We start from the raw sequence: 19,205 nt of genomic DNA, 5'->3' as shown, positions 1-19,205 counted from the left end.
TAAGGGACCGCCCGTCGTTTGTGCGACCGTTAATCGACGCGCATTTGACGGGCAGGTCCCTTATTGATGTTATCCGGCCGAAGCCTCGCTTGTCCTACGGTAACGTATCCTTGCCATTCGAAGCTTCTCGTACCGCTTCTCCGTCTCGTTCGCATCCGTGGCGGATTCCCCGTACACTTCTTTAAGCAGCGGTTTCAAGTATCGATCCCCGATCTGTCCCAGCGCGGACTCGATCTGCAGCGCTTCTTCCGGCGGCAGCTCCGTCAATTCCCGCTCGACGATCGCCATGACGTCATAACCTTCCTCGTCCAGCCGTTCGATGCGTTCGACAAGTTTGCGTCTCGGACAATTCAATGCGCTCTCCAGCTGTTCTAGCGTTCTTCCGTCGCGGATGCCTTGCAGCAAGGAACGTTTCTCCTTAACCGCAGCAAGAGACTTGCCATACTTCTCCTCCTTCATCTGGAAAAGCCAATAATTCAACATCTCATCGCTTACAGCTTCCGCCACCCATGCATCGAGCGGGAAGCCGCGTTCGCGCGGCATATCTTTTAGCATATCGATAAGTTCCTGTCCATAACGCTCCATCTTCACCTTGCCAAAGCCCGGCAATTGCCCCAGCTCTTCCAGCGTATGCGGCTTAAACACCGCAAGCAATTGGAGTTCTCTGTTCGTCGCGATCAAATAGGCCGAACGCTTCTCTTCAACTGACTTCGCTCTACGCCACGTTCTCAGCGCTGACGCCATTGCTTCCTCGTCTTGATTGTCCGCGTAACATTGCAGAAGCTGATGATGGGCCGGACGGCGCTCCCAGAATGGCGTTTCTTCCAACATGCCATCGAGCAGCGGGCGAAAACCGTCCTTCATCTTGCTTGCGACTCCGTGACGGAACGAAGCAAGCAGCTCTTCCCAGCTCATGCCTTCGTACCATAGCTCGTCCACGGATGAAACGCCCTCGTTCAGCGTACGCCATCCAGCGCTCCATAGTCCTTGCGTCTCTCCGATGAAGACGTGCGACCGCTCTTCCGCTTGCCCGACTACTTTCTCGAATTGATTCATAAACACGACCTGCATTCCGTTTCCTCCCTGACCGCGTTGGCGGCGTTGTTATGTTGTCCATCGTGCGGGCCGGTGGGGGAAGACGCCAAAAAAGCACCTCTCCGCCGATCGGCGATGAGGTGCTTCCTCTATCGTGCAATATGAACAACTACAGATTATCAAAATGCGAGACTTTAGGCAATACTTGTTAGGCAATACTTACAATGTTCATTTATAATAAAGAGATTCAATAGGAGGAGGACTTATTCCGTATGAACATGAAAGACTACGACTTCCTGTCCGATTCGACCGAGCAGACGACAACCCGCTTCGTCACTTTCGTGACGCCAAGTTTGAAACGGTTCGATCTCGCGATTCTGTCGACCAACCGCTTCTACGGAAAGAAGCTTGTGACGGATATGATGTTCGGTCGCAGCGCCGTTCTTGGTCCAGACGATCTGGAAGAGGAAGGCGTGCTGGAATCGGTGTTCCGCATTAACGAGGAAGAGGCCGCTGAGTTGGCCCAGTTTCTGACTCTTGTACTAGGTGCGGTGAATTTCACGGACTAGAAAATTGCCTGGTTCCGCTTCTAATCATTCGGTTCGTGAGGGAACCCAGCATCTCGATTTCGATCGTCACCGTATCGCCGTCGCGCAAATAGATTTGCTTTTCCGGAGGGTAGCCCATGACGACTCCTTCCGGTGTGCCGGTCAGAATGACGTCGCCGGGGAGTTCTGGCGGACTTCTCCGTTGACGTAGGAGCGAATCGCAAGTCGGTTCGGGTCGCCGACTTCGTCAGCGGCGACCAAGTAAGGGCCGAGTGGCGCGAAGCCGTCGCACGTTTTGCCAAGCAGCCATTGCGAAGTCCGGTTTTGCAAATTGCGCGAGGATAGATCTTTGGCGTTGCATTAGCCAAACACGTAATCCAGCGCTTCCCCTTGGGAAACGTTACGCGCCCTTCTCCCGATGACGATCGCCAGCTCCGCTTCGTAATCGACTTTGTCGGAAGTATCCGGAAGTTCGATCTCGTCTCCGAGCGCGGACAAAGCATTCCCGAATTTATTGAAAAGCACCGGGAACGACGGGATCGGCAATCCCGTCTCTTTCGCGGCCGCCTCCCTCCTTCGATTACTTCGCTCACCGTTCCCGGAACGCCCTGCACGCCCAGCGCGACGGCCGCTGCGCTGACGTCGAGCACGCCTTCTTACGTCCGCATGCCCAATCTATAGCTAGCAACTTCTCTCCCGTCAGTCCGTCGCCCGCGATCAACCGGAGCGTCACCATGCCGCAAGCACCGCCCGGCACGGCGTTCCGCACACGCCCGGAATGTTCAAGGGCAAGGCGATCAACCGGTATGTCGAAGCGCGATTCGCTTTTCTTAATCCGACGAGCGGGGCGAGCAACAGGCGGTCCTTTTGGAAAAACAGCCGGTTCAGTTCCCCGTCGTCCGCTCTCGGATCCTGAACGCACGGAATATCCAGGCCAAGAAGGGCCACTTCCTTGTCGACGACCCACTCCATCGCCTCTGGCATAAAATACGGGCAGCTTTCCACAAAATCGCTCTCGTTCCACCGGCGGTCCCACCCTGTCGCCACGAGCAGCGCGTCGCCGGGCGCGAGATTGCCGCCGGCCGCCTGTTCCAGCTCACGCGCGGAAATCGGCTCCAGCGGCCCCTTCTCCGCCAGTTGGGCGACGATAGCCCGCCGGATGAATCGCTCCGCCGGAACGTCGGCGATCTGCTCGCGCCCTTCGTACAAATGATCCGCAGTTTCGATATACGTGCCGGCGAGCGTGTGCAAAACGAGTTTGTGTCCTTTCCAGCCCGCATCGCCGAGACGAGCGACAGGCTCGATCTCGATCGGTGGAAGCGGGGATCCGTAGGACCGCATGCCGGCCCGGATCGGACCGGTCAAATCAATGACTTGCATCGGCTGTCTCCTCTGTCCGTTATTTCGATTTTCCGCGTCCCGCGACTGGCCAGACGGCAACAACCTCGTTCCCGCGTACGACCGCTACCTCGTCAACCATGTTCACGACGGCGCAGCAATGTACAGGAACAATCTCGAGCGTATCGCCCACCCGCAGCGTCTCATCTTCGGCAGACAGCTCGAGCATTCCGTGCTCCTCGGTCAGCCAGGCAACCCGGATACCGGGATGCCCGAGCACATAACCTCTGCCTGTGCCGATCCGCGAATCGCCGCCGTCGGAGGTGAACACCTTCGTGCCCGCGTCCACTACCGCCCGGCCCGGCCCGGGTCTGCTGACGATCGTAACTTTGACGGTCAGCGCACAATCGTCAAGCTTGTGCGCGCCGATGCCGACCTGCATCAAGTCTCCAAAAATGTACGTGCCGGGGCGGACCTCCGTGACGCCAGGCACGCGGGCCGCATACGGAGACGACGGCGTCGAACCGCAGCTGACCCGCTTCGCGGGAAGGCCGTTCGTCTCAAGCAGCCGCGCAGTTTCCGCCGCGATCCGGCCCTCTTCCTCGCCAATGCGGCGCAGCGCGTCTTCACTGTCCGCGTCGTACGATTGTCCGGCAAACGTAAGAACCCCTTCGAAGCGCACGCCCGGCAATCCCGCGACAATGCGCGCCAGTTCCAGGGCGGGCTCTCCCGTCGGCACACCGACGCGGCAGAAACCGCAATCGACTTCAACCAACATGCCGACGCTGACGCCTGCCCGGAAAACGGCGTCGGAGATCCCCCGCGCAGCCTCCTCGCTGTCTACCGCGACCACGAGCGATGATTGACCCGCGAGCGCCGAGAGCCGCTCCAGCTTCGCCTGTCCGACGATCGGGTAGGCGATCAGAATGTCTCGTATGCCACCAGCGACCATCGCCTCTGCTTCGCCGAGCTTCGCGACCGTAACGCCGACGGCTCCTGCGTTTATTTGCATCTGAGCAAATTGCGGCATTTTGTGCGTCTTCGCGTGGGGTCTCAGAGATACGCCCGCCTCCGTCGCGATCCGCTGCATGCGAGCGACATTTCGTTCCGTTTTGTCCAAATCGATAATCACGAAAGGCGTATCCAGCAGTTCCGTACGAGCCATTCGTCGTCTCCCCTTCCGTCTATACCCTCGGTCTATGTCTTGTCGTTGCGCCTTCTGTCGATCAGAACGCCAACTGGCCGCCGTCCACAACGATCGCTTCGCCGGTAATGAACGCTGCATCTTCGCTCGCGAGAAAGGCGAACACGCCAGCGACGTCCGCCGTCTTTCCCGCTCTGCCGAGCGGGATTTTCTCGTCGATATAGCGCCGCAGAAACGCTTCGTCATCGATCGCCTCGCTCATTGGCGTCTGAATATAGCCCGGGCAGACGCAATTGACGCGTATACCTTTGCGTCCGAGCTCAAGCGCCATCGTCTTCGTTAGCAGTACGACACCGCCTTTGGAAGCGTTGTAGTGAGCGTACTTCTCTTCTCCGACGAGCCCGTTGGTCGACGCCATGTTGACGATCACACCTCGGCCGGCCTGCGCCATATACCGGGCAACCCGCTGGGCCACGTAAAACATACCGTTCAGGTTAACGTCGACGATCCGCCGCCAGTTGCCGTCCTCGATGTCCAGAAAGGACTCCTCCCAAGCGATTCCCGCGTTATTGATCAGCACGTCGATCGCTCCGAACGCCTCGATCGCGCTGGCGACAGCCGCGTCCACCTCCGCCGGCAACGAGACGTCTGCGGCGAGCGCAAGCGCGCGCGTCCCGCGCTCTTCCAATTCCTTCGCCACGGCTGCCGCTTCCGCGCCGTCGTTGGACACAATGACAAGACTCGCCCCCTCCGCCGCGAAACGCTCGGCCGTCGCTTTGCCGATGCCCCGGCTTGCTCCCGTCACGAGAACGACCCGATCCACGAATCTTCTCATACGTTCGCCCCGTTCTCCGGAATGGCCGCGATCGCGTCAATCTCGACGAGAATGTCCCCGAGGCCAGCCTCCACGCACGTCCTCGCCGGCAACGGCCGGTCGAAAAACGTGCGATAAACAGCGTTGAACCGGTCGAAATCTTTCATATCGGCCAAGAAAACCCCGACCTTGACGACGTCGTTCATCTTGCAGCCCGCCGCCTCCAAAATCGCTTTGACGTTGTTCAGCGTCAACACGGCTTGCTCTTCGATCGTTCCCTCGACAACCTTGTCCGTCTCCGGGTCGAGTGGTCCTTGACCGGATACGAACACGAAACCGTTCGCCGCGATGGCCTGCGAATAAGGGCCTTCCCCTTTGGAGGCCTTGGCTGCGTTTACCGCTTCTCTCATCCTGGAACGTCTCCTTTGCGTCTCTCTATTTCGTCTCGCCTTCCGCGCGATTAGCGGCGCGCGGCACCGTGCCGCTATTCCGTCTCTCTACTCCGTCCCGCACCATTCCACAATCGCTCTTGCGTAAATCTCGACCAGTTGGCAAAGCCCCGGAATATCGACGTACTCATCCGGTGCGTGCGCATTGCCGCCGGGTGGTCCGAACACGATCGCCGGCGTTCGGCCGTAGATGTTAAAGACGAAGGCGTCGCACGCGAACGGTGCGCCTTGAACGAGCGCCGGACGGCCGGCGACCTTTGCCGTCTCTTCGGCGAGAAGCCGGATGAGCGGCATATCGTGCGCGACCTCCGCTCCCGGCAAGAAGCGGATCAGCTTGCGAATATCGGGCAACCCGCGATGACCGAGCCCGCGTTCCTCCAAATACGCGCGAAAGCCTTCGAGCAGCTCCGCGCGAAGCGCTTCCTCCGTTGTGCCCGGGTAACATTCGACCCAGACGTCGATATGGCACTCCGCCGGACCCGAATCGTTCAGTTCCGCCCGCATGTCACCCGCTTCGACCCTCGTCACGATGACCGGAAGAGAACGGTCGTGCCCATACCATGGCTCCGGCCCCCTGGCTTCCGCGCGCCGCTTCTCGAACGTCTCCAGATAACAAAGAAACGCACCCGCCTCGTACGCCGGATTGCGGATCGTCTCGCCGCTGAACGACATCCCGACGCTTCCCCGGAACGTCGCGCGCCACATCGCCCCACCGCGCGTCGCCGGACAAACGGCCAGATTCGTCGGCTCCGGCACGATCGCCGCATCCGCTTCGTATCCACGCGCGCGGCAGGCAACCGTCCCGTTCGCTCCGCCGTATTCCTCGTCGACGACCGATTCGATGAGAACGTCGCCCTGCGGCCGATAGCCAAGCTCCCGGAGACATCGAACGGCCATGACCGACGCGGCCAGGCCGCCCTTCATGTCGAACGCCCCGAGGCCATACAACCGATCGCCTTCGACGACTGGCGTCCACGGGTCTCGTTCCCAGCCAGGAGCGACGGGCGCCGTGTCGATGTGGCTGGAGAACAGGAGCGACCGGCCGCCGCCCGTTCCCGGCCATCTGGCGACGACGTTAGGACGCTCCGAATATTCCTTCCCCGGGTAATAGGCGGGATGATCCCGGAATCCTTCGGCCTCCTCGGGAGAAAACAAGTCGACTTCCAAGCCTAGCCCTTCCTCAAGCACGGTTGCCAAATACTGCTGGCTCGCCTTTTCCGTTCCGTCCGTTACCCGGTTGACGGTGTCGAAGCGGATCAAATCCGCTGCCAGGCCGACGATGCCGTCTCGATTCGCGTCGATCCATTCCCTGATTCTCATGACGGTCATCCTTTCTCGAACGCCGCCAAGCGTCCGTTCATGAAGTTGCCGGACACCCTCGCCCGGCCTTCCGCCAGCAGCCGTCCTAGCGGCTCGCTCCGAATGATCGGTACGCCGGCCGGCCGCTCCTCCTCGACCGAAATTTGATTGCCGGTCATGTTCAGCCGATCGATACGCGGCAGGTCGAACATCTCCTTCGAACAGCTCACGACGGACACGAGGTTGCCTGAAATGTCGAGCTGCACGCGCGCTTCCGCATCCTCTTCCGCTATGGCGTTCATCCGGACTAGACGGGTAATTTGGCCTCCGGTCACGATGTTGTTCCTGATCAAGATATTTCCGCGAGCCATGTTATAGTAACAATTGAACGGGTAGGCATCGCCTTCCCCCAGTCCGAAGTTCAGAATCTGGTTGCCTTCAACAATGAAGTTGTAATGCCCTTCCGTCGCCGGCTCATCCGCATACGGCCCGAAATCGATGCCCATGATCCATGTATAGGGTTCGCCGATATCGAGCGCGTCACGGTTCATCCCCGACACGATGTTCCCGCGTATCGTCGCGTTTCCCGTTTTGCGGCCTTCCGCATAGATGCCGTATAATCTGTTCCCGTGGCAAATGTTATCGGCGATGACCGCTCCGACGCCGGCGTGAAGGTCGATGCCTTTACGGTAGTTCCCATTGGCGCGGTTGGCAACGACCTGGACGTTCAAAGGCAACTCCAGGCTCGATCCGGCGCAGCCATAGCCGGTGCCGCCGTCCAGCGGCGATCCGTTATCGTTCAGGTCGTTATCCATAATGCTGATGCCGTCAACGTAACCGAACAGCACTCCCGCCACCCGGTTATGGTGCAGATGGCATCGAGTCACCTTAAACCTTGCCGCGTATTTCCGTTCGTCTCCCGTAGCGATCTTGACCGCGCTGTCGTTAAAGCCGCATATTTCCAACCGCTCAGCGACGACGTCGAAGCATTGCGAGAACCGGAGAGCCGACACCTTTCCGGCATACGATTGTCCCGGCTGCCCGAAAAAGCTTCCCTTATATTCGCACTTCAGCTCGCGGACAGCGATGCCGCTAATGCCCTCCCGGAAAACGAACAAGCTCGCCTCCGAATCGCCATCGTCCGGTCTCTGCTCGTATTCGTAGACGACGCGGCTGTTCATTCCGTCGCCAGTCAGCGACGTATGGTCGTGCCGGACGGCAACCGGTCCCGTTATCCGATAGTTTCCCGTCGGGATATACACGGTTCCGCCTCCCGCTGCTGCTTCGCAAGCGCTGCGAAACGCCGCCGTGTCGTCGGCCGCGCCGTCGCCCGCCGCCCCGAACTGTTTTACATTCCAAATCGGCATAGCGTTGTCCAGTCCTTTCGCAAACGGAGTTCTGGTGAAACAAACCCGCCCATCGCGAAGATAGGCGGGAATTCAGGGTCAACGGTATGCTCCGGTTACGGGTTGATGCCCATTTCCTTCGCCTTGGCGTTTAGTTCTTCGACAATCGTTTTGTAGTCCCCGTTCATATAACCCTGGGTTATTTTATTCCACGTTTCTTCGGCGTTTTTGCTAAGCACCGCCTTGACGAGGTCGACGTCGAACTGCTCGACCGCTTTCGTGCGGGATGGATAATCGATGAAATTCAGCCGCAGATCGGTGTCGACCGGCTTCGCGTTCTGCATCATCCATTGGAAGTTCGCCTCGGACATGTCCCGCAGCGTTTGCGGAATGAGCGGGTTCGTCGCGATACTCGTGCCGCTCCACTCGGTCAAATAGCTCGCCTTCATGAATGGATATTTGTTCATGAGCACGAGAGGCTTGCCGTCGGCATCCTTCTGATCGATCATGGAGATTTGGCCGTCCTTCTTCTCGTAATCGACGCCTTCGATGCCAAAGTGCAACAGATTGAAGCCTTCCTCGGAGAAAATGTAATCGAACAGTCGCAGAATGCGGTCGACCTTTTTGTCGTCCGCTTTGGCGTTGATGTAGCTCTCAGACCAAATGCCTGAGTCATAGAAGCGGTAGAAATTGCCATCGACGTTTTTGATAGGCGGGAGAATCATGAAGGCGTCCTCAAACTTCTTGTCGGGATTCAGCTCTTCGTATTTGGTCTTCAATGTTCTGAGCGTTCCCGGAGTCGTATCGTGGGCGTACGCGCCGGCCAAGCCGGAAGCGAACTTGTCGGTCGCTTCACCGCTTTTGATCGTGGCGAAGTCTTTATCCAGACCGCCGGCATCGTACAGCGCCTTGATTGCCTTGACGCCTTCCGTTGCCCTTGCGGTCGAGAACGCGGGAACCCACTTGCCGTCGCCGCGAACCCATACGCTTTTGCCGCCCATCAGACCGGGCTCGTAAGCGCCGAACAGGTCGGCGAGCCAGGACGGACTGTACGCGGTCAAGCCGATCGTGTCCTTCTTGCCGTTTTTGTCCGGATCCTTCTCGACGAACGCTTTCATCAGAGCGATGAATTCGTCCATCGTCTCCGGCGCCTTCGTTATGCCGACGTTCGCCATCCAATCCTTGCGTACGATAATTCCGTGGCTGTTGGCGTTCATGTTCGCGTCGCGGAAGTTCGGACGAGGGATCGAATAGAACTTGCCGTTCGTGTCTCCGAGCGGGAACCTGTAGGACTGGAAGTCCGGCGTCGCGAACAGTTTGGCCAGTTCCGGATACGGGCTCAAATCGGCTGGAAGCTCGTGTACGACGCCCTGCGTGATCCAACTCGTCAAGTTGGGCGAAGTGATCGCGTCGATCGCGAATACGTCGGGGAGCTGGTCGGAAGCGGCCCACACCTGGATTTTCTGGGTGTAGTCGTCCCACGTCGTGTTGACCGGCTTGATCGTCACGTTCAGCTTCTTCTCTACCGCGTCACGGATCGGATCGTTGAAGCCTTCCGGCATCGCATCGCCGATACTCCACAGGGCAATCGAGATATCCATGTGTTCCGCGAACGGATCCTCGGAAGGCGAAGCCGAGGCGGAAGCCGATTCCGAAGGCTTCGTGCTGTTTTCGGCCTGACTCGCCGACGGACTTCCAGACGCCTCGTTATTGTTTTTACCGGAGCAACCAGCGATCAAGGCGACGATCATTAACGACGCCAACAGCCATGCAAACGAGCTTTTTGCCACTTTCATTCGCTTTGCCATTCGCAACTCTCCCCTTTTCATACCAAATGGATTTTGTTCCAATAATCACATATAATAACAGGCGATTGCCGCTATTATCGATGTCCCAAGCGCGAAGCGGTTCGTTATTCCTTAACCGCGCCGAGCATGATGCCTTTATTGAAATATTTTTGGACGAACGGGTACACGAGCAGAATCGGCACGGTCGCGACGACCACGATCGCCATTTTCAGCGATTGCGTGTACACGTAGGAATTCTTGTTCTGCTCTATGATCGCCGAGCCGACGACGCTGCCCTTCAGCATCTCGAAGTTCATGAGCACTTCCCTGAGCACCATCTGCAAAGGGTACAGCTTCTGGTTTGAAATGAACAAGACGGCGGAATAGTAATCGTTCCAACGGTCCACAGCGTAGAAAAGCGATATCGTGGCGATGGCCGGCGTCGAGATCGGGATGACGATTTTGTATAGGATGTAAATGTCGTTCGCTCCGTCGATTTTTGCCGATTCCTCCAGACTTTCCGGCAAATCGTCGAAGAAATTTTTCAGAATGATGAGATAGAAAGGAGCGAGAGCCGTCGGGATGATCATAACGCTGATGTCGTTGATCATGCCTACTGCCTTCACGGTCAAGTAATATGGAATAAGGCCGCCGGAGAAAAACAACGGAATAATCGCCGCCGTATAGATCGGTCGCCATCCGGGGATGCCTTTCTTAGAAAGGGCGTACGCTGCGGCGATCGTGACGAGCATGCTGACAATCGTGCCGACGACGGTAACGATAACGGAAATATAGAAGGAGTTCAGGAAATAACTCGTTTCCATGACGATTTTGTAGGAACTGAAATTAAGCGATTTCGGAATGAGATAAATGAGCTGCTTGCGGATGTCCGCGTAGTCCGCGATCGAGATGATGAGCATGTAATAGAACGGAAAAACCGTGAGTATCGCGAGCAAAACCATCAGAAGAGAATTCGCGATGTCGAAAGGATTCCACTTTATCTTTTTCGTCCGCAACCGCGCCCCTCCTCTCAATACAAGCCTTTGCCAGTTCCCCTGCGGACGAGAACGTTCGCGCTGAACAGCAAGGTCAAGCTAATCGCGGATTTGAACAAACCGATCGCCGTGGAAGTTCCGAAATCAAGACCACTCACGAACGAACGCCGGTATACGTAAGTGTCGATCGTGTCCGCAACGTCGTAAACCGCGGGATTGTACAGGTTAAAAATCTGGTCGAAGCCATAGCTGAAGCTGTTTGCGATCTGTAGGATAAGCAGTATCCCGATGACCGACTTAATCGCAGGAAGCGTAATGTGGCGGATAAGCTGGAAACGGTTCGCCCCGTCGACGATCGCAGCTTCGTATAAGGAAGGATTAATGCCGGATATAGCCGCCAGGTAGATGATGGTGAGCCATCCGGCTTCCTTCCAGGAGTCGGTCACGAACAGCAACGGCCTGAACGTGGACGCCTGCGTCAGCAGATTGATTTTCTCCCCGCCCAAGGCAACGATAATCTGGTTCAGGACGCCTGCGTCGGCCAAGATGTTAAACGCCAAACCCGCCACGACGACCCACGAGACGAAATGCGGAAACGTGAATACGGTCTGCACGAATCTTCTGAATTTCTGCCTTCTAATTTCGTTGATCAGAATGGCCAGAACGATCGGAACGGGAAATTGGAAGATGATCCGACCAAGACTGAGAATGAGCGTGTTCCAGAAAGCCTTGTGGAAACTCGCGTCGTCCAGTAAGTCGTGGAAATGCTGGAATCCGTGCATGCTTGTCCAAGGGCTCCCCAATATGCCTTTCTTGAAATGGAAATCCTTGAATGCCAGAACTGCGCCGTACATCGGAATATAGGAGAAGACGATGTATAGGATGGCGGCGGGCAGCAGCAGCAAGTAAAAGTACCTGTAATAAACGATCCGCCTGACGACCGGTCTGGACAGAAATGCCGGCTTCTGGCGTGTAAGCGGTTTCCCAAATCCGAATTTGATATCCATCTTGACCCTCTTTCCGCCTCTGTCGTCATTGCCGTAACTGATAATCCAAGTATATAGGAGACGGATTGCCCGAGACTATGTCGGCAAATTAGATTCACCTATACAATTGTTAGATTTGCCCGATTTTTTTGTATTTCGAATATAAATTCAATGAACAAAAAATCATTTACGGTAATCGGAAGGGGTTTGGCCCATGATTTTCTTAAACACGCGCGTGAAGTAATAATACTCGTCATAGCCGACGCGGCTCGCGATTTCGTGGATCGGCAGCGCCGTCGTGCGGAGCAGCCGACCGGCTTGGCGGATTCTCAACCGGGCGACGTAGTCCGTGAAAGTCGCATTAAGGTTTTTCTTGAAAAGCTGGCTGACATAATTGGGGTTGATGTTAAAATGGCGAGAAATACTCTGAATGGAAATCTCGCCGTCGTAATGCTCGTCGGTGTATTGCAGAATGCTTTGGAACGTTTCGCTCCTCGCCTGCCGCGGCGACAGCGCGTCTCCTGCCCCCGAAGCCCGTTCGAGCGACTGCAGCAGCTCTTCCGCCATCCGCCCGAAATCCGGGTAAAGCCGGGCCAAATGCTCGTAGCTGTACGCGTAGTCCTCATAGGGGCCCGAATCGGAGCGATGCAGATATGACATGACCGAATTGTAGATCCGCAGCGCCTGACGGATGTTCAGTTGAGACCGCGAACGATTGAGCGATTCCAGTGAAACTCGGATTACGGGCGCATCCCTCTTCTCCAGCGCTTCATTCAATTGAAGCAACCCCGGATGTACCGCATCCGGGAACTCCGGGCCAATCTCGAACAACCCGGGCTTGCCCGTCATGAAAAACCGGTAAGCCGCTTCGATGACCTTCTCGATTTCGGACATGACCGTATCGACGCCGCCGGCTTCAGAGCGCCATCCGATCCCTTTGACGAGACGGGGAAAATGGTCCGTCAAATGTCGTTTCGTCATTTCCGCGTGCTTCTCGCCGATCAAATAGACGGATTTGTTGTTTCCGATTCGCAGGTTGGCCGCCTGAACCCGGGAAGGGAACGTCAACGCGCCGCCGATGCCGACCGCAACGACTATCCTGTCGTCGATCCGGCTCGTTACACCGAGCGCCTCCAGCGTCATCTGTGCCCGCCGCCGGCCGGCGGCCGTTACGTCCTCCAGCTCGTCCTGCAGCCTGAGCTCGTCGGAGGCTCTTAACTGATTCAATCGGCCCGCCGCCTTGGCCAGCATCCCGATGATTTCCCTCTCCTCGAACGGCTTCAGGCAGTAGCCGAGCGCCCCGCAATTCATCGCGTTCTGTACGTAGACGAACTCGGCGTAGCCGCTGATGACGACGAACAAGACGTTCGGGAAACGTCCGCTCGCGACGTTGATCAGCTCCAAACCGCCCATGCCGGGCATCTGCACGTCCGTAAACACCAGGTCGGGCTTAAGCGCTTCAATCGCCTCCAACGCCTCGATGCCGTTGGCCGCCTGGCCGACGACCGCGAAGCCGTGCTCGTTCCAATCGATGGTGGCGATCAAGCTTTTGACGACGAAGCTTTCGTCGTCGACGATCAATACTTTATGCATCCTCTTCACCTCTCGCCGGCAATATCAGAACGACCTCCGTTCCGATGCCTTCGGCTCCCTTCCCGATCTCCAAGCCGTATTCTGCGCCGTACATGAGTTGAATCCGGTTGCGCACGTTGCTGATCCCGATCCCCTCGCCCGGCGCGCCATCGCCGATCCCTTTGCCGTCGTCCTTTACCCATAACACAAGCTTGTCGTCTTCCATCCGCTTCCCTCCGATGCTCAAATGCCCTTTGTCCAGCTTATGCTCCAGCCCATGGGCGACCGCGTTCTCGACAATCGGCTGCAAAATCATTTTCGGGATACGCAGGTCGAGAACGCCCGGTTCGAAGTAGTAGGCCACTTCAAACCGGCCGCTGAACCGGGACTGCTGGATTTGCACGTAAGATTCGACGATGTCGAGCTCTTCCCGAAGGCTGACGATGTCCGCGCCTTTGACGCTGTAGCGGAAAATGCGCCCGAGTGACTTTGCCATGCCCATCGTTTTCGCCGCTCCTTCGTCCACGGCCATCCCTTTCAGCGTCTCCAGCGTATTGTAAAGAAAATGGGGGTTGATCTGACTCCTCATGAAAGCGAGCTCCGACTGCTGTTTGCCGAGCTTGGTCTCGTACAGGCTCGCGCTTGTGCTAATGAGCCGCTGCGTCAAATGATCCATCTCGTCCAGCATTGCGTTAAATTTATTCGCCACTATGCCCATTTCCACGTAGCCGCCCAGATTGATCCGCTGCTTGAGGCCATCCAAATCGGCCGCGATGACGGACGTCATGAACGATTTTAGCTTTTTCAAAGGATAGAGGATATTGTTAATAATGACGGTGAAAAGGATAAGCAGAAGCGCGCCGAATATGAGAAGAAGCGTTCCGATGACTTTCTGGATCAACGTAAGATCGGCGTACAGCTTGTTTTTCGGAATTACCGCGACGATCGAGCCGCCGATTTCGGGCACGTCCGCCTTGTCCACGACGAACCGATTCCCCGCAAACGCCTCCGGGTCGAGCCGCTTGCGAAGCTGGGAAGGGTCGCTGCTTGAATACACCCGGCTATCCCTGTCCAGCAAGTAGAATTGAATGGGGGATTCCTTGTATCGGCTATTCAGTTCAAGGCCGAGCACCTTGGCGTCGAAGACGACGGCCGCGACGCCGATCCTTCTGCCGAGCTGCCTGTTCGGATCGAGCGAATAGATCGTCGAAACGGCGACGAAGCAGTTTCGATCGAGTTGTCCGTACTTCAGCGTTTTCATTTCGGTAAAGTAATTAACGGTTTTGTCGCCCGTCCGGTCCAAAATGTCTTTGACGTCATCGTTCTTTCCCTTTAAATAGTAGGAAGTCCCCTCGTCGCTCAAAAATACGAAATCGACAATGCCCTCGTTCATGCCTTGCATGTTCAACAGGAAATTGTTCAACTGATAGAACAGTTCTACTTTGCGCAGCGGGTCCGTCTCGAGCAAATAGTCTTGCATGGCCTTGTTATTGGCGACGGCCGAAAGAATTCTCTCCATCAAGTCGCTGTTTCCCGCGATCGACTGCTTGATCTGGAACGTCATATCTCTCGTGTAGACGTCGTTGTTTTTCGTGATGACTTCCCTGACCTGTCCATAGATGAAAAAAATAATGAGCAAGACAGCAATACCGGTCGCAAAAGCCAGTATGATCAACTGCGTACGAATTGAAAGCCACTTGAAAAAATGCATGTTCTCCCCCTCCGGTCGGCTTGATCTCGCGTTCAGCATATCAAATTTTCACTTAATATATCACCGGCCGTTCGAGGAGGTCAACGAATAACACGAGAGCATGAATAAGCCGAGAACAACGGACTTTCGTTGAAGCGAACGTTGATTTATGCTTTAATGAATTTAACATAATGAAAGGAGTTTCCACATGGAGAAAAAGAAATATACCGTCCCTGCGCTGGAAAAGGGGCTCGCTATCATCGAACTGCTGGCCGACTCCGATCAACCGCTCGGCATTACCGATCTTTATACCCACTGCGGCATTCCGAAGTCGTCCATCTTTATGATTCTCTCCACGCTCGAGAGCTTGAAATACATCGAGAAGCTGCCGGGAGACAAATATAAGCTGACGATGAAGATTCACCATCTGGGCACTCGAGTGCTGTCCAAATTGAACATCCGCGACATCGCGCTTCCATATATGAAGAACCTTTCCGAGTCGCTCCAATTCACAGTCCACTTAGCCGCGCTGGAGCACGGGCGCGCCATCTACATCGAGAAAGTCAACGGTCCCGGATACGTTCAGTTCTCGACGAAGGTCGGCCAATCCCTTCCCGTTTATTGCTCGGCCGTAGGGAAGGCCCTTGCGGCGTTCCTGCCCGACAACGAGCTGGACGAGCTCGCCCGGTCGATCTCGTTCGAAGCGTACACGCCTTACACGATCGGAACTCCGGAAACGTTCAAAGAATTTCTCGTCTCTGTAAGAGAATCCGGGTACGCTATCGAAGACGAGGAAGGCGAGTCCGGCATCCGCTGCATCGGCGCTCCAATCTTCGATAACGAAGGCCGCGTGACGGCCGCCATCAGCGTCACCGCGCTAAGAAGCGAGCTGCCGAGCAACAAGTTCGGAGAAATCGGCCGCATCGTATGCGAGCACGCCTCGCTCATCTCCAAGGAGCTTGGTTACGTCTCGGAGTAAGGGAGGCTTGAGTAACTTTCAGGTAAGCGATCGCCCTGGCGTATAATGGTTTAAACTTGAAAGCGGCGGCGCTTAGGAATAATCCCTCTGCTCCGCCGCTACACGTCAATGGGCCCCCGGGATGCTATGCCCTCTCTACCAGTAACCCGTCATGCTCCGATCGAGCCGCATGAGCGCTTCCAAATAATAATAGTCTCCCAGATCATATAATCGTCCTTCGACAAGCCTCCGAGCACGTAATACGAGCCGTGCTTCAGCAACCCTTGCGCCTCCGAATCTCTTGTGATCTCGCTCATGAACGAATCGCGGCCAACCCCGCCTCGTATCCGAGCATCACTTCGCGCACGCGCTGCTCGTCGGACGAAAGCAGCGGCAGCCTCGTTTCAGCGCTTTGAAAAATGCCGAGCTTATAATAAAGCGCCTTCGTCGTCGGAATTTCGTCGCCGGGACCGAACATGTGAATAAACGGCAATATCGTTTGCGAAAAAATGCGGTAGCTCGTCTCGCGGTCCCTTGCACAGTATGCGTCCCAACTGGCGCGAAACGCCTCTGGATAAATGATAGGCGCGATGATCATGCTGCCATCTACGCCCGCCTCAAACGAGCGGAAGCAGATAATATCATCGCCGCCGAACACCTTCAGCGCGGATTGCCGCTTCAGTTCGCGCATTTTGCCGAAATGGTGGTCCGTCATCTTGACCGCCTTGATCGCCGGAACCGCCTTGGCCATATCGAGCAGCTCTTGCGCCGTATATTTCGTCCCCGTGGTCACCGGGTTGTCGTAGAAGACGATGTCAAGCGCCGTCTTCTCGCCGAGCTCCGCCATATACTCCGTAACCATCGCCGGTGAATTCGGAAAATAGTACGGGCTCGGTACGAGAGCCGAACGGACGCCGGCTTCCTTGGCGCTTCTCCCAATATCGATCGCCTCCCGCAAGTTCGTATGCCCGAGTCCGACGACCAGCTCCTTGTCTTGTGGAACGATACGCGCGAGATGGCGCACGATATCTATGCGCTCCTGCTTGGACAGCGCGGGGGCCTCGCCCGTGCTGCCCGCGACCACGTACCCGTCCACGTGAGCGGACGTATGCTCGATCATGCGGTCGAAGCCGCCGTAGTCGACCTCCCCGTTCAGGAAAGGCGTCGGAATTACCGGAATATTACCTTGCAGCGCCATTTTAAAACCTCCGTTCGTAGTTTTGGTTATGACTTCATGCTAACACTCCAGGTTAAGACCGTAGGTTAAGGCTGATATTGCATCAGTCTGCTGGCGGAAGGAATGAACTTGAACCAGTAGCACTCCGGTACGCCTCCTTTGTCCGGAAAAGGCAGTCGCTCTTCCTCGAGCTCTTCGATCGCCTCGACGCGCCCTTCGACAAAGTCGCCCAGCCTCGCGATCGCGTGCTCCGCATTCATAAGCAGCCCGCCGTAGCGGAAGTCGATCACTTCCCAGCCAAACGGCTTGTTCACCTCGTGCCAGCGGTCGCGATGGAAGTCGCGAAGGTCCCTCACTCTGCGTACGAGCTCGGGTAGCTTCACCGCGATCAACGTCTGCAGCAAGTCGAAATCCCGAGAACGATAAGTTCCGGTCAGTTCGAGGCCGATTCCGGCTTTGATTTCGAGTACCGCGCACAGCCGCTCGAGTACGCCGAACACAGCCGAGAATTCGCCGTTGCGTCCGGATGCCTCCGCCATTTTGTTTTTCATATCGCCGTAGTAGTCGCCTAGCGGCAGATCCTCGACGTTTTTGTCGAACAGCCCCATCAGCACGTTCTGCCACAGCAAGCAGCGTGAAGGATTCGCGTTGCCCGTGTTGCCTTCGGGCGCGCCCGGAATTTCGTCGATCCAGCGGATATCCATGAAATCGTCGTATCGCCCGCCCGTGCAGGCGGCGAATCTGGCCCTCAGCTTCTCCCCGGTCGGCTGCTCCGGGGAATAGCCGTGCTCCGCGAACAGTTGCAGGCCGAGCAATGCGGAATACCAATCGCATTCCGTGCCGTCGTCCCCCCACAGCGTCGCGATGATTTCCTTCACGCCCTCCCTCTTGCAGACGGCCAGCGCCGCGTTCGTCGATGCGAATGTCAAGCCGTAGTTTAGGACGAAGCCCTTCCAGTTCCAGATGCCCCCGGCGAAAACCGGCGTAGAACCGAACTCCTTATGCCGGCGAATCCAATTCTCGTAAAAAGCCTCGTCGCAGTGGTAATAGTCCCAATACACGAAACGGACGTCCTTCGGCATACCATCGATCGTCTCCTGCGGAATGACGCATTCCGGATCGTAGTAGCCGCCCGTCTTCGAGCCTGCCCGGAAATACATATCGCTCCACATCATCGGCTCCAAGCCGAGCTTGCGCGTAATGTCCAGTACACGATGCAAATGCTCGTTCATGATTTCGAACTTCGTACGGTAACCGTTCTCGCTTAAATACCGTCCGAGCCCGAGTTTCCAAGCTTCGTCCATACCAATGTGGATTCGTCTGCTCGTTACGGGAGCGACGGCCGCGCGGATCATCTGCTCGATAAAATCGTAAGTTCTCTCGTGCCCGACGAGCAGCGTCTCCTCGTCATCGCGAAATTCGTAGAACGGCTTCCACTTCAACACGTCCTCCAGATGGCTGAGCGTCTGAATGCAAGGAATCATCTCGATGCCGAACAGGGAGGCATACCTGTCCATAGCTGAGATCTCTTCCTTGGAATATCGACCTCTCATGTACCCGAAATAGGGTTGCTCCGGGACGTCGTAGCTGTCCTCCGAGTAAAGCATAATCATGTCGAGACCCATTAGCGCCATCATCCGCAAAAACCGGCGTACCGTCTCCGGCTTCATTACCGCGTTGCCTTGGGAAACGTCGAACATCGGGCCGTTCGTCGTAAACTGGGGCTGCTCTCGAATCACGCACTGCACTTCCCCCAACCGATACGCCTCCACGAGATGCCCAAGCGCGCGGTAAAACTCGACCTTGCGCCCATAAACGATTTCGGCGCCCTCCGCATTCATTCGCAGCGAAAGGCCGGGCGAGTCCGTTTGGACGACCGCGACCGGTACGCCCCCCGCTCCATACTCGATGCCTAGCTCGGGAGCGAGCTCTGAGATGCCTTGCTCCAGCCCCTCCATCAATCCCGAAAACGAAAAACGCATGTGCACCCCTACTTCGAATCGAAATTTTAAAATAATTTTCAATATACTGAATTTCAAATTGAGAATATCATTTGATTCGGACGTC

At 56.5% G+C, this 19,205-nt stretch carries 17 protein-coding genes and 2 pseudogenes; 2 read left to right on the top strand and 17 right to left on the bottom strand.

Annotated features, from left to right (window positions below; all coding sequences use genetic code 11):
• Positions 1-69: 69 nt before the first annotated feature.
• The gene (locus ACFPOF_RS08520; protein ID WP_378131558.1) at positions 70-1,071 is read right to left on the bottom strand and encodes an HRDC domain-containing protein; all 1,002 of its coding nucleotides are present in this window, start codon (positions 1,069-1,071) and stop codon (positions 70-72) included.
• A gap of 236 nt (positions 1,072-1,307) precedes the next feature.
• On the opposite strand from ACFPOF_RS08520, the gene ACFPOF_RS08515 reads away from it, so the two are divergent.
• A complete protein-coding gene (locus ACFPOF_RS08515; RefSeq protein ID WP_378131556.1) occupies positions 1,308-1,604 on the top strand; it encodes a DUF3055 domain-containing protein in 297 nt (98 codons plus the stop codon).
• On the opposite strand, the pseudogene ACFPOF_RS08510 reads toward ACFPOF_RS08515, so the two are convergent.
• From ACFPOF_RS08510 to ACFPOF_RS08450, 13 genes and pseudogenes are all read right to left on the bottom strand, one after another.
• Positions 1,594-2,144, bottom strand: a pseudogene (locus tag ACFPOF_RS08510) (fumarylacetoacetate hydrolase family protein); the annotation flags it as partial. The gene ACFPOF_RS08515 and the pseudogene ACFPOF_RS08510 overlap by 11 nt on opposite strands.
• Positions 2,145-2,172: 28 nt before the next feature.
• Positions 2,173-2,319 (bottom strand): hypothetical protein, encoded by a 147-nt coding sequence (locus ACFPOF_RS08505; protein ID WP_378131554.1) that lies wholly within the window; start codon positions 2,317-2,319, stop codon positions 2,173-2,175.
• Positions 2,313-2,963, bottom strand: a complete 651-nt coding sequence (locus ACFPOF_RS08500; RefSeq protein WP_378131552.1) for a cyclase family protein — start codon at positions 2,961-2,963, stop codon at positions 2,313-2,315. Before ACFPOF_RS08500 ends, ACFPOF_RS08505 begins: the two co-directional genes overlap by 7 nt.
• Positions 2,964-2,982: 19 nt before the next feature.
• Positions 2,983-4,086, bottom strand: a complete 1,104-nt coding sequence (locus ACFPOF_RS08495; protein WP_378131550.1) for an alanine racemase — start codon at positions 4,084-4,086, stop codon at positions 2,983-2,985.
• 61 nt (positions 4,087-4,147) lie between these two features.
• Positions 4,148-4,900, bottom strand: a complete 753-nt coding sequence (locus tag ACFPOF_RS08490) for an SDR family NAD(P)-dependent oxidoreductase (RefSeq protein WP_378131549.1) — start codon at positions 4,898-4,900, stop codon at positions 4,148-4,150.
• Positions 4,897-5,289, bottom strand: a complete 393-nt coding sequence (locus tag ACFPOF_RS08485; protein WP_378131546.1) for a Rid family detoxifying hydrolase — start codon at positions 5,287-5,289, stop codon at positions 4,897-4,899. The genes ACFPOF_RS08490 and ACFPOF_RS08485 overlap by 4 nt, the downstream gene beginning before the upstream one ends.
• An 87-nt stretch (positions 5,290-5,376) precedes the next feature.
• The gene (locus ACFPOF_RS08480) at positions 5,377-6,648 is read right to left on the bottom strand and encodes a M20 family metallopeptidase (protein WP_378131544.1); all 1,272 of its coding nucleotides are present in this window, start codon (positions 6,646-6,648) and stop codon (positions 5,377-5,379) included.
• Between the two features lie 5 nt (positions 6,649-6,653).
• Positions 6,654-7,994 (bottom strand): right-handed parallel beta-helix repeat-containing protein, encoded by a 1,341-nt coding sequence (locus ACFPOF_RS08475; protein WP_378131542.1) that lies wholly within the window; start codon positions 7,992-7,994, stop codon positions 6,654-6,656.
• A gap of 95 nt (positions 7,995-8,089) precedes the next feature.
• The gene (locus tag ACFPOF_RS08470) at positions 8,090-9,781 is read right to left on the bottom strand and encodes an extracellular solute-binding protein (RefSeq protein WP_378131540.1); all 1,692 of its coding nucleotides are present in this window, start codon (positions 9,779-9,781) and stop codon (positions 8,090-8,092) included.
• Positions 9,782-9,885: 104 nt separating this feature from the next.
• Positions 9,886-10,776: a carbohydrate ABC transporter permease gene (locus ACFPOF_RS08465; RefSeq protein WP_378131539.1), complete on the bottom strand. Its 891-nt coding sequence runs from the start codon at positions 10,774-10,776 to the stop codon at positions 9,886-9,888.
• A gap of 14 nt (positions 10,777-10,790) precedes the next feature.
• Positions 10,791-11,762 (bottom strand): ABC transporter permease, encoded by a 972-nt coding sequence (locus ACFPOF_RS08460; RefSeq protein WP_378131537.1) that lies wholly within the window; start codon positions 11,760-11,762, stop codon positions 10,791-10,793.
• A gap of 162 nt (positions 11,763-11,924) precedes the next feature.
• Positions 11,925-13,334 (bottom strand): response regulator transcription factor, encoded by a 1,410-nt coding sequence (locus ACFPOF_RS08455; RefSeq protein WP_378131535.1) that lies wholly within the window; start codon positions 13,332-13,334, stop codon positions 11,925-11,927.
• Positions 13,327-15,024 carry a cache domain-containing sensor histidine kinase gene (locus tag ACFPOF_RS08450; RefSeq protein ID WP_378131533.1) on the bottom strand — a complete coding sequence of 566 codons (1,698 nt, stop codon included), beginning with the start codon at positions 15,022-15,024 and terminating at the stop codon, positions 13,327-13,329. Before ACFPOF_RS08450 ends, ACFPOF_RS08455 begins: the two co-directional genes overlap by 8 nt.
• 187 nt (positions 15,025-15,211) lie before the next feature.
• Between ACFPOF_RS08450 and ACFPOF_RS08445 the strand changes: the two genes are divergently transcribed.
• The gene (locus tag ACFPOF_RS08445) at positions 15,212-15,982 is read left to right on the top strand and encodes an IclR family transcriptional regulator (protein WP_378131531.1); all 771 of its coding nucleotides are present in this window, start codon (positions 15,212-15,214) and stop codon (positions 15,980-15,982) included.
• A gap of 135 nt (positions 15,983-16,117) precedes the next feature.
• On the opposite strand, the pseudogene ACFPOF_RS08440 reads toward ACFPOF_RS08445, so the two are convergent.
• From ACFPOF_RS08440 to ACFPOF_RS08430, 3 genes and pseudogenes are all read right to left on the bottom strand, one after another.
• A pseudogene (locus ACFPOF_RS08440) lies at positions 16,118-16,260 on the bottom strand (glycoside hydrolase family 88 protein); the annotation flags it as partial.
• Between the two features lie 14 nt (positions 16,261-16,274).
• Entirely contained in the window at positions 16,275-17,159 is an 885-nt protein-coding gene (locus tag ACFPOF_RS08435; RefSeq protein ID WP_378131530.1) for a dihydrodipicolinate synthase family protein, read from the bottom strand.
• Positions 17,160-17,224: 65 nt separating this feature from the next.
• On the bottom strand, positions 17,225-19,120 hold the full coding sequence (locus tag ACFPOF_RS08430) for a beta-N-acetylhexosaminidase (RefSeq protein WP_378131528.1): 1,896 nt from the start codon (positions 19,118-19,120) through the stop codon (positions 17,225-17,227).
• Positions 19,121-19,205 lie beyond the last annotated feature (85 nt).

The sequence above is a fragment of the Cohnella soli genome, from assembly GCF_042655525.1.
Taxonomy (GTDB): Bacteria; Bacillota; Bacilli; order Paenibacillales; family Paenibacillaceae; genus Cohnella; species Cohnella soli.
Note: the sequence above shows the minus strand (reverse complement) of the source record. Positions and strands in the feature narration are given on the sequence as shown.

What these genes read in the sequence shown, in the direction of transcription:
- ACFPOF_RS08520 (WP_378131558.1), bottom strand. Translation starts at nt 1,071, where the DNA reads ATGCAGGTCGTGTTTATGAATCAATTCGAGAAAGTAGTCGGGCAAGCG.
- ACFPOF_RS08515 (WP_378131556.1), top strand. Translation starts at nt 1,308, where the DNA reads ATGAACATGAAAGACTACGACTTCCTGTCCGATTCGACCGAGCAGACG.
- ACFPOF_RS08505 (WP_378131554.1), bottom strand. Translation starts at nt 2,319, where the DNA reads ATGGTGACGCTCCGGTTGATCGCGGGCGACGGACTGACGGGAGAGAAG.
- ACFPOF_RS08500 (WP_378131552.1), bottom strand. Translation starts at nt 2,963, where the DNA reads ATGCAAGTCATTGATTTGACCGGTCCGATCCGGGCCGGCATGCGGTCC.
- ACFPOF_RS08495 (WP_378131550.1), bottom strand. Translation starts at nt 4,086, where the DNA reads ATGGCTCGTACGGAACTGCTGGATACGCCTTTCGTGATTATCGATTTG.
- ACFPOF_RS08490 (WP_378131549.1), bottom strand. Translation starts at nt 4,900, where the DNA reads ATGAGAAGATTCGTGGATCGGGTCGTTCTCGTGACGGGAGCAAGCCGG.
- ACFPOF_RS08485 (WP_378131546.1), bottom strand. Translation starts at nt 5,289, where the DNA reads ATGAGAGAAGCGGTAAACGCAGCCAAGGCCTCCAAAGGGGAAGGCCCT.
- ACFPOF_RS08480 (WP_378131544.1), bottom strand. Translation starts at nt 6,648, where the DNA reads ATGAGAATCAGGGAATGGATCGACGCGAATCGAGACGGCATCGTCGGC.
- ACFPOF_RS08475 (WP_378131542.1), bottom strand. Translation starts at nt 7,994, where the DNA reads ATGCCGATTTGGAATGTAAAACAGTTCGGGGCGGCGGGCGACGGCGCG.
- ACFPOF_RS08470 (WP_378131540.1), bottom strand. Translation starts at nt 9,781, where the DNA reads ATGGCAAAGCGAATGAAAGTGGCAAAAAGCTCGTTTGCATGGCTGTTG.
- ACFPOF_RS08460 (WP_378131537.1), bottom strand. Translation starts at nt 11,762, where the DNA reads ATGGATATCAAATTCGGATTTGGGAAACCGCTTACACGCCAGAAGCCG.
- ACFPOF_RS08455 (WP_378131535.1), bottom strand. Translation starts at nt 13,334, where the DNA reads ATGCATAAAGTATTGATCGTCGACGACGAAAGCTTCGTCGTCAAAAGC.
- ACFPOF_RS08450 (WP_378131533.1), bottom strand. Translation starts at nt 15,024, where the DNA reads ATGCATTTTTTCAAGTGGCTTTCAATTCGTACGCAGTTGATCATACTG.
- ACFPOF_RS08445 (WP_378131531.1), top strand. Translation starts at nt 15,212, where the DNA reads ATGGAGAAAAAGAAATATACCGTCCCTGCGCTGGAAAAGGGGCTCGCT.
- ACFPOF_RS08435 (WP_378131530.1), bottom strand. Translation starts at nt 17,159, where the DNA reads ATGGCGCTGCAAGGTAATATTCCGGTAATTCCGACGCCTTTCCTGAAC.
- ACFPOF_RS08430 (WP_378131528.1), bottom strand. Translation starts at nt 19,120, where the DNA reads ATGCGTTTTTCGTTTTCGGGATTGATGGAGGGGCTGGAGCAAGGCATC.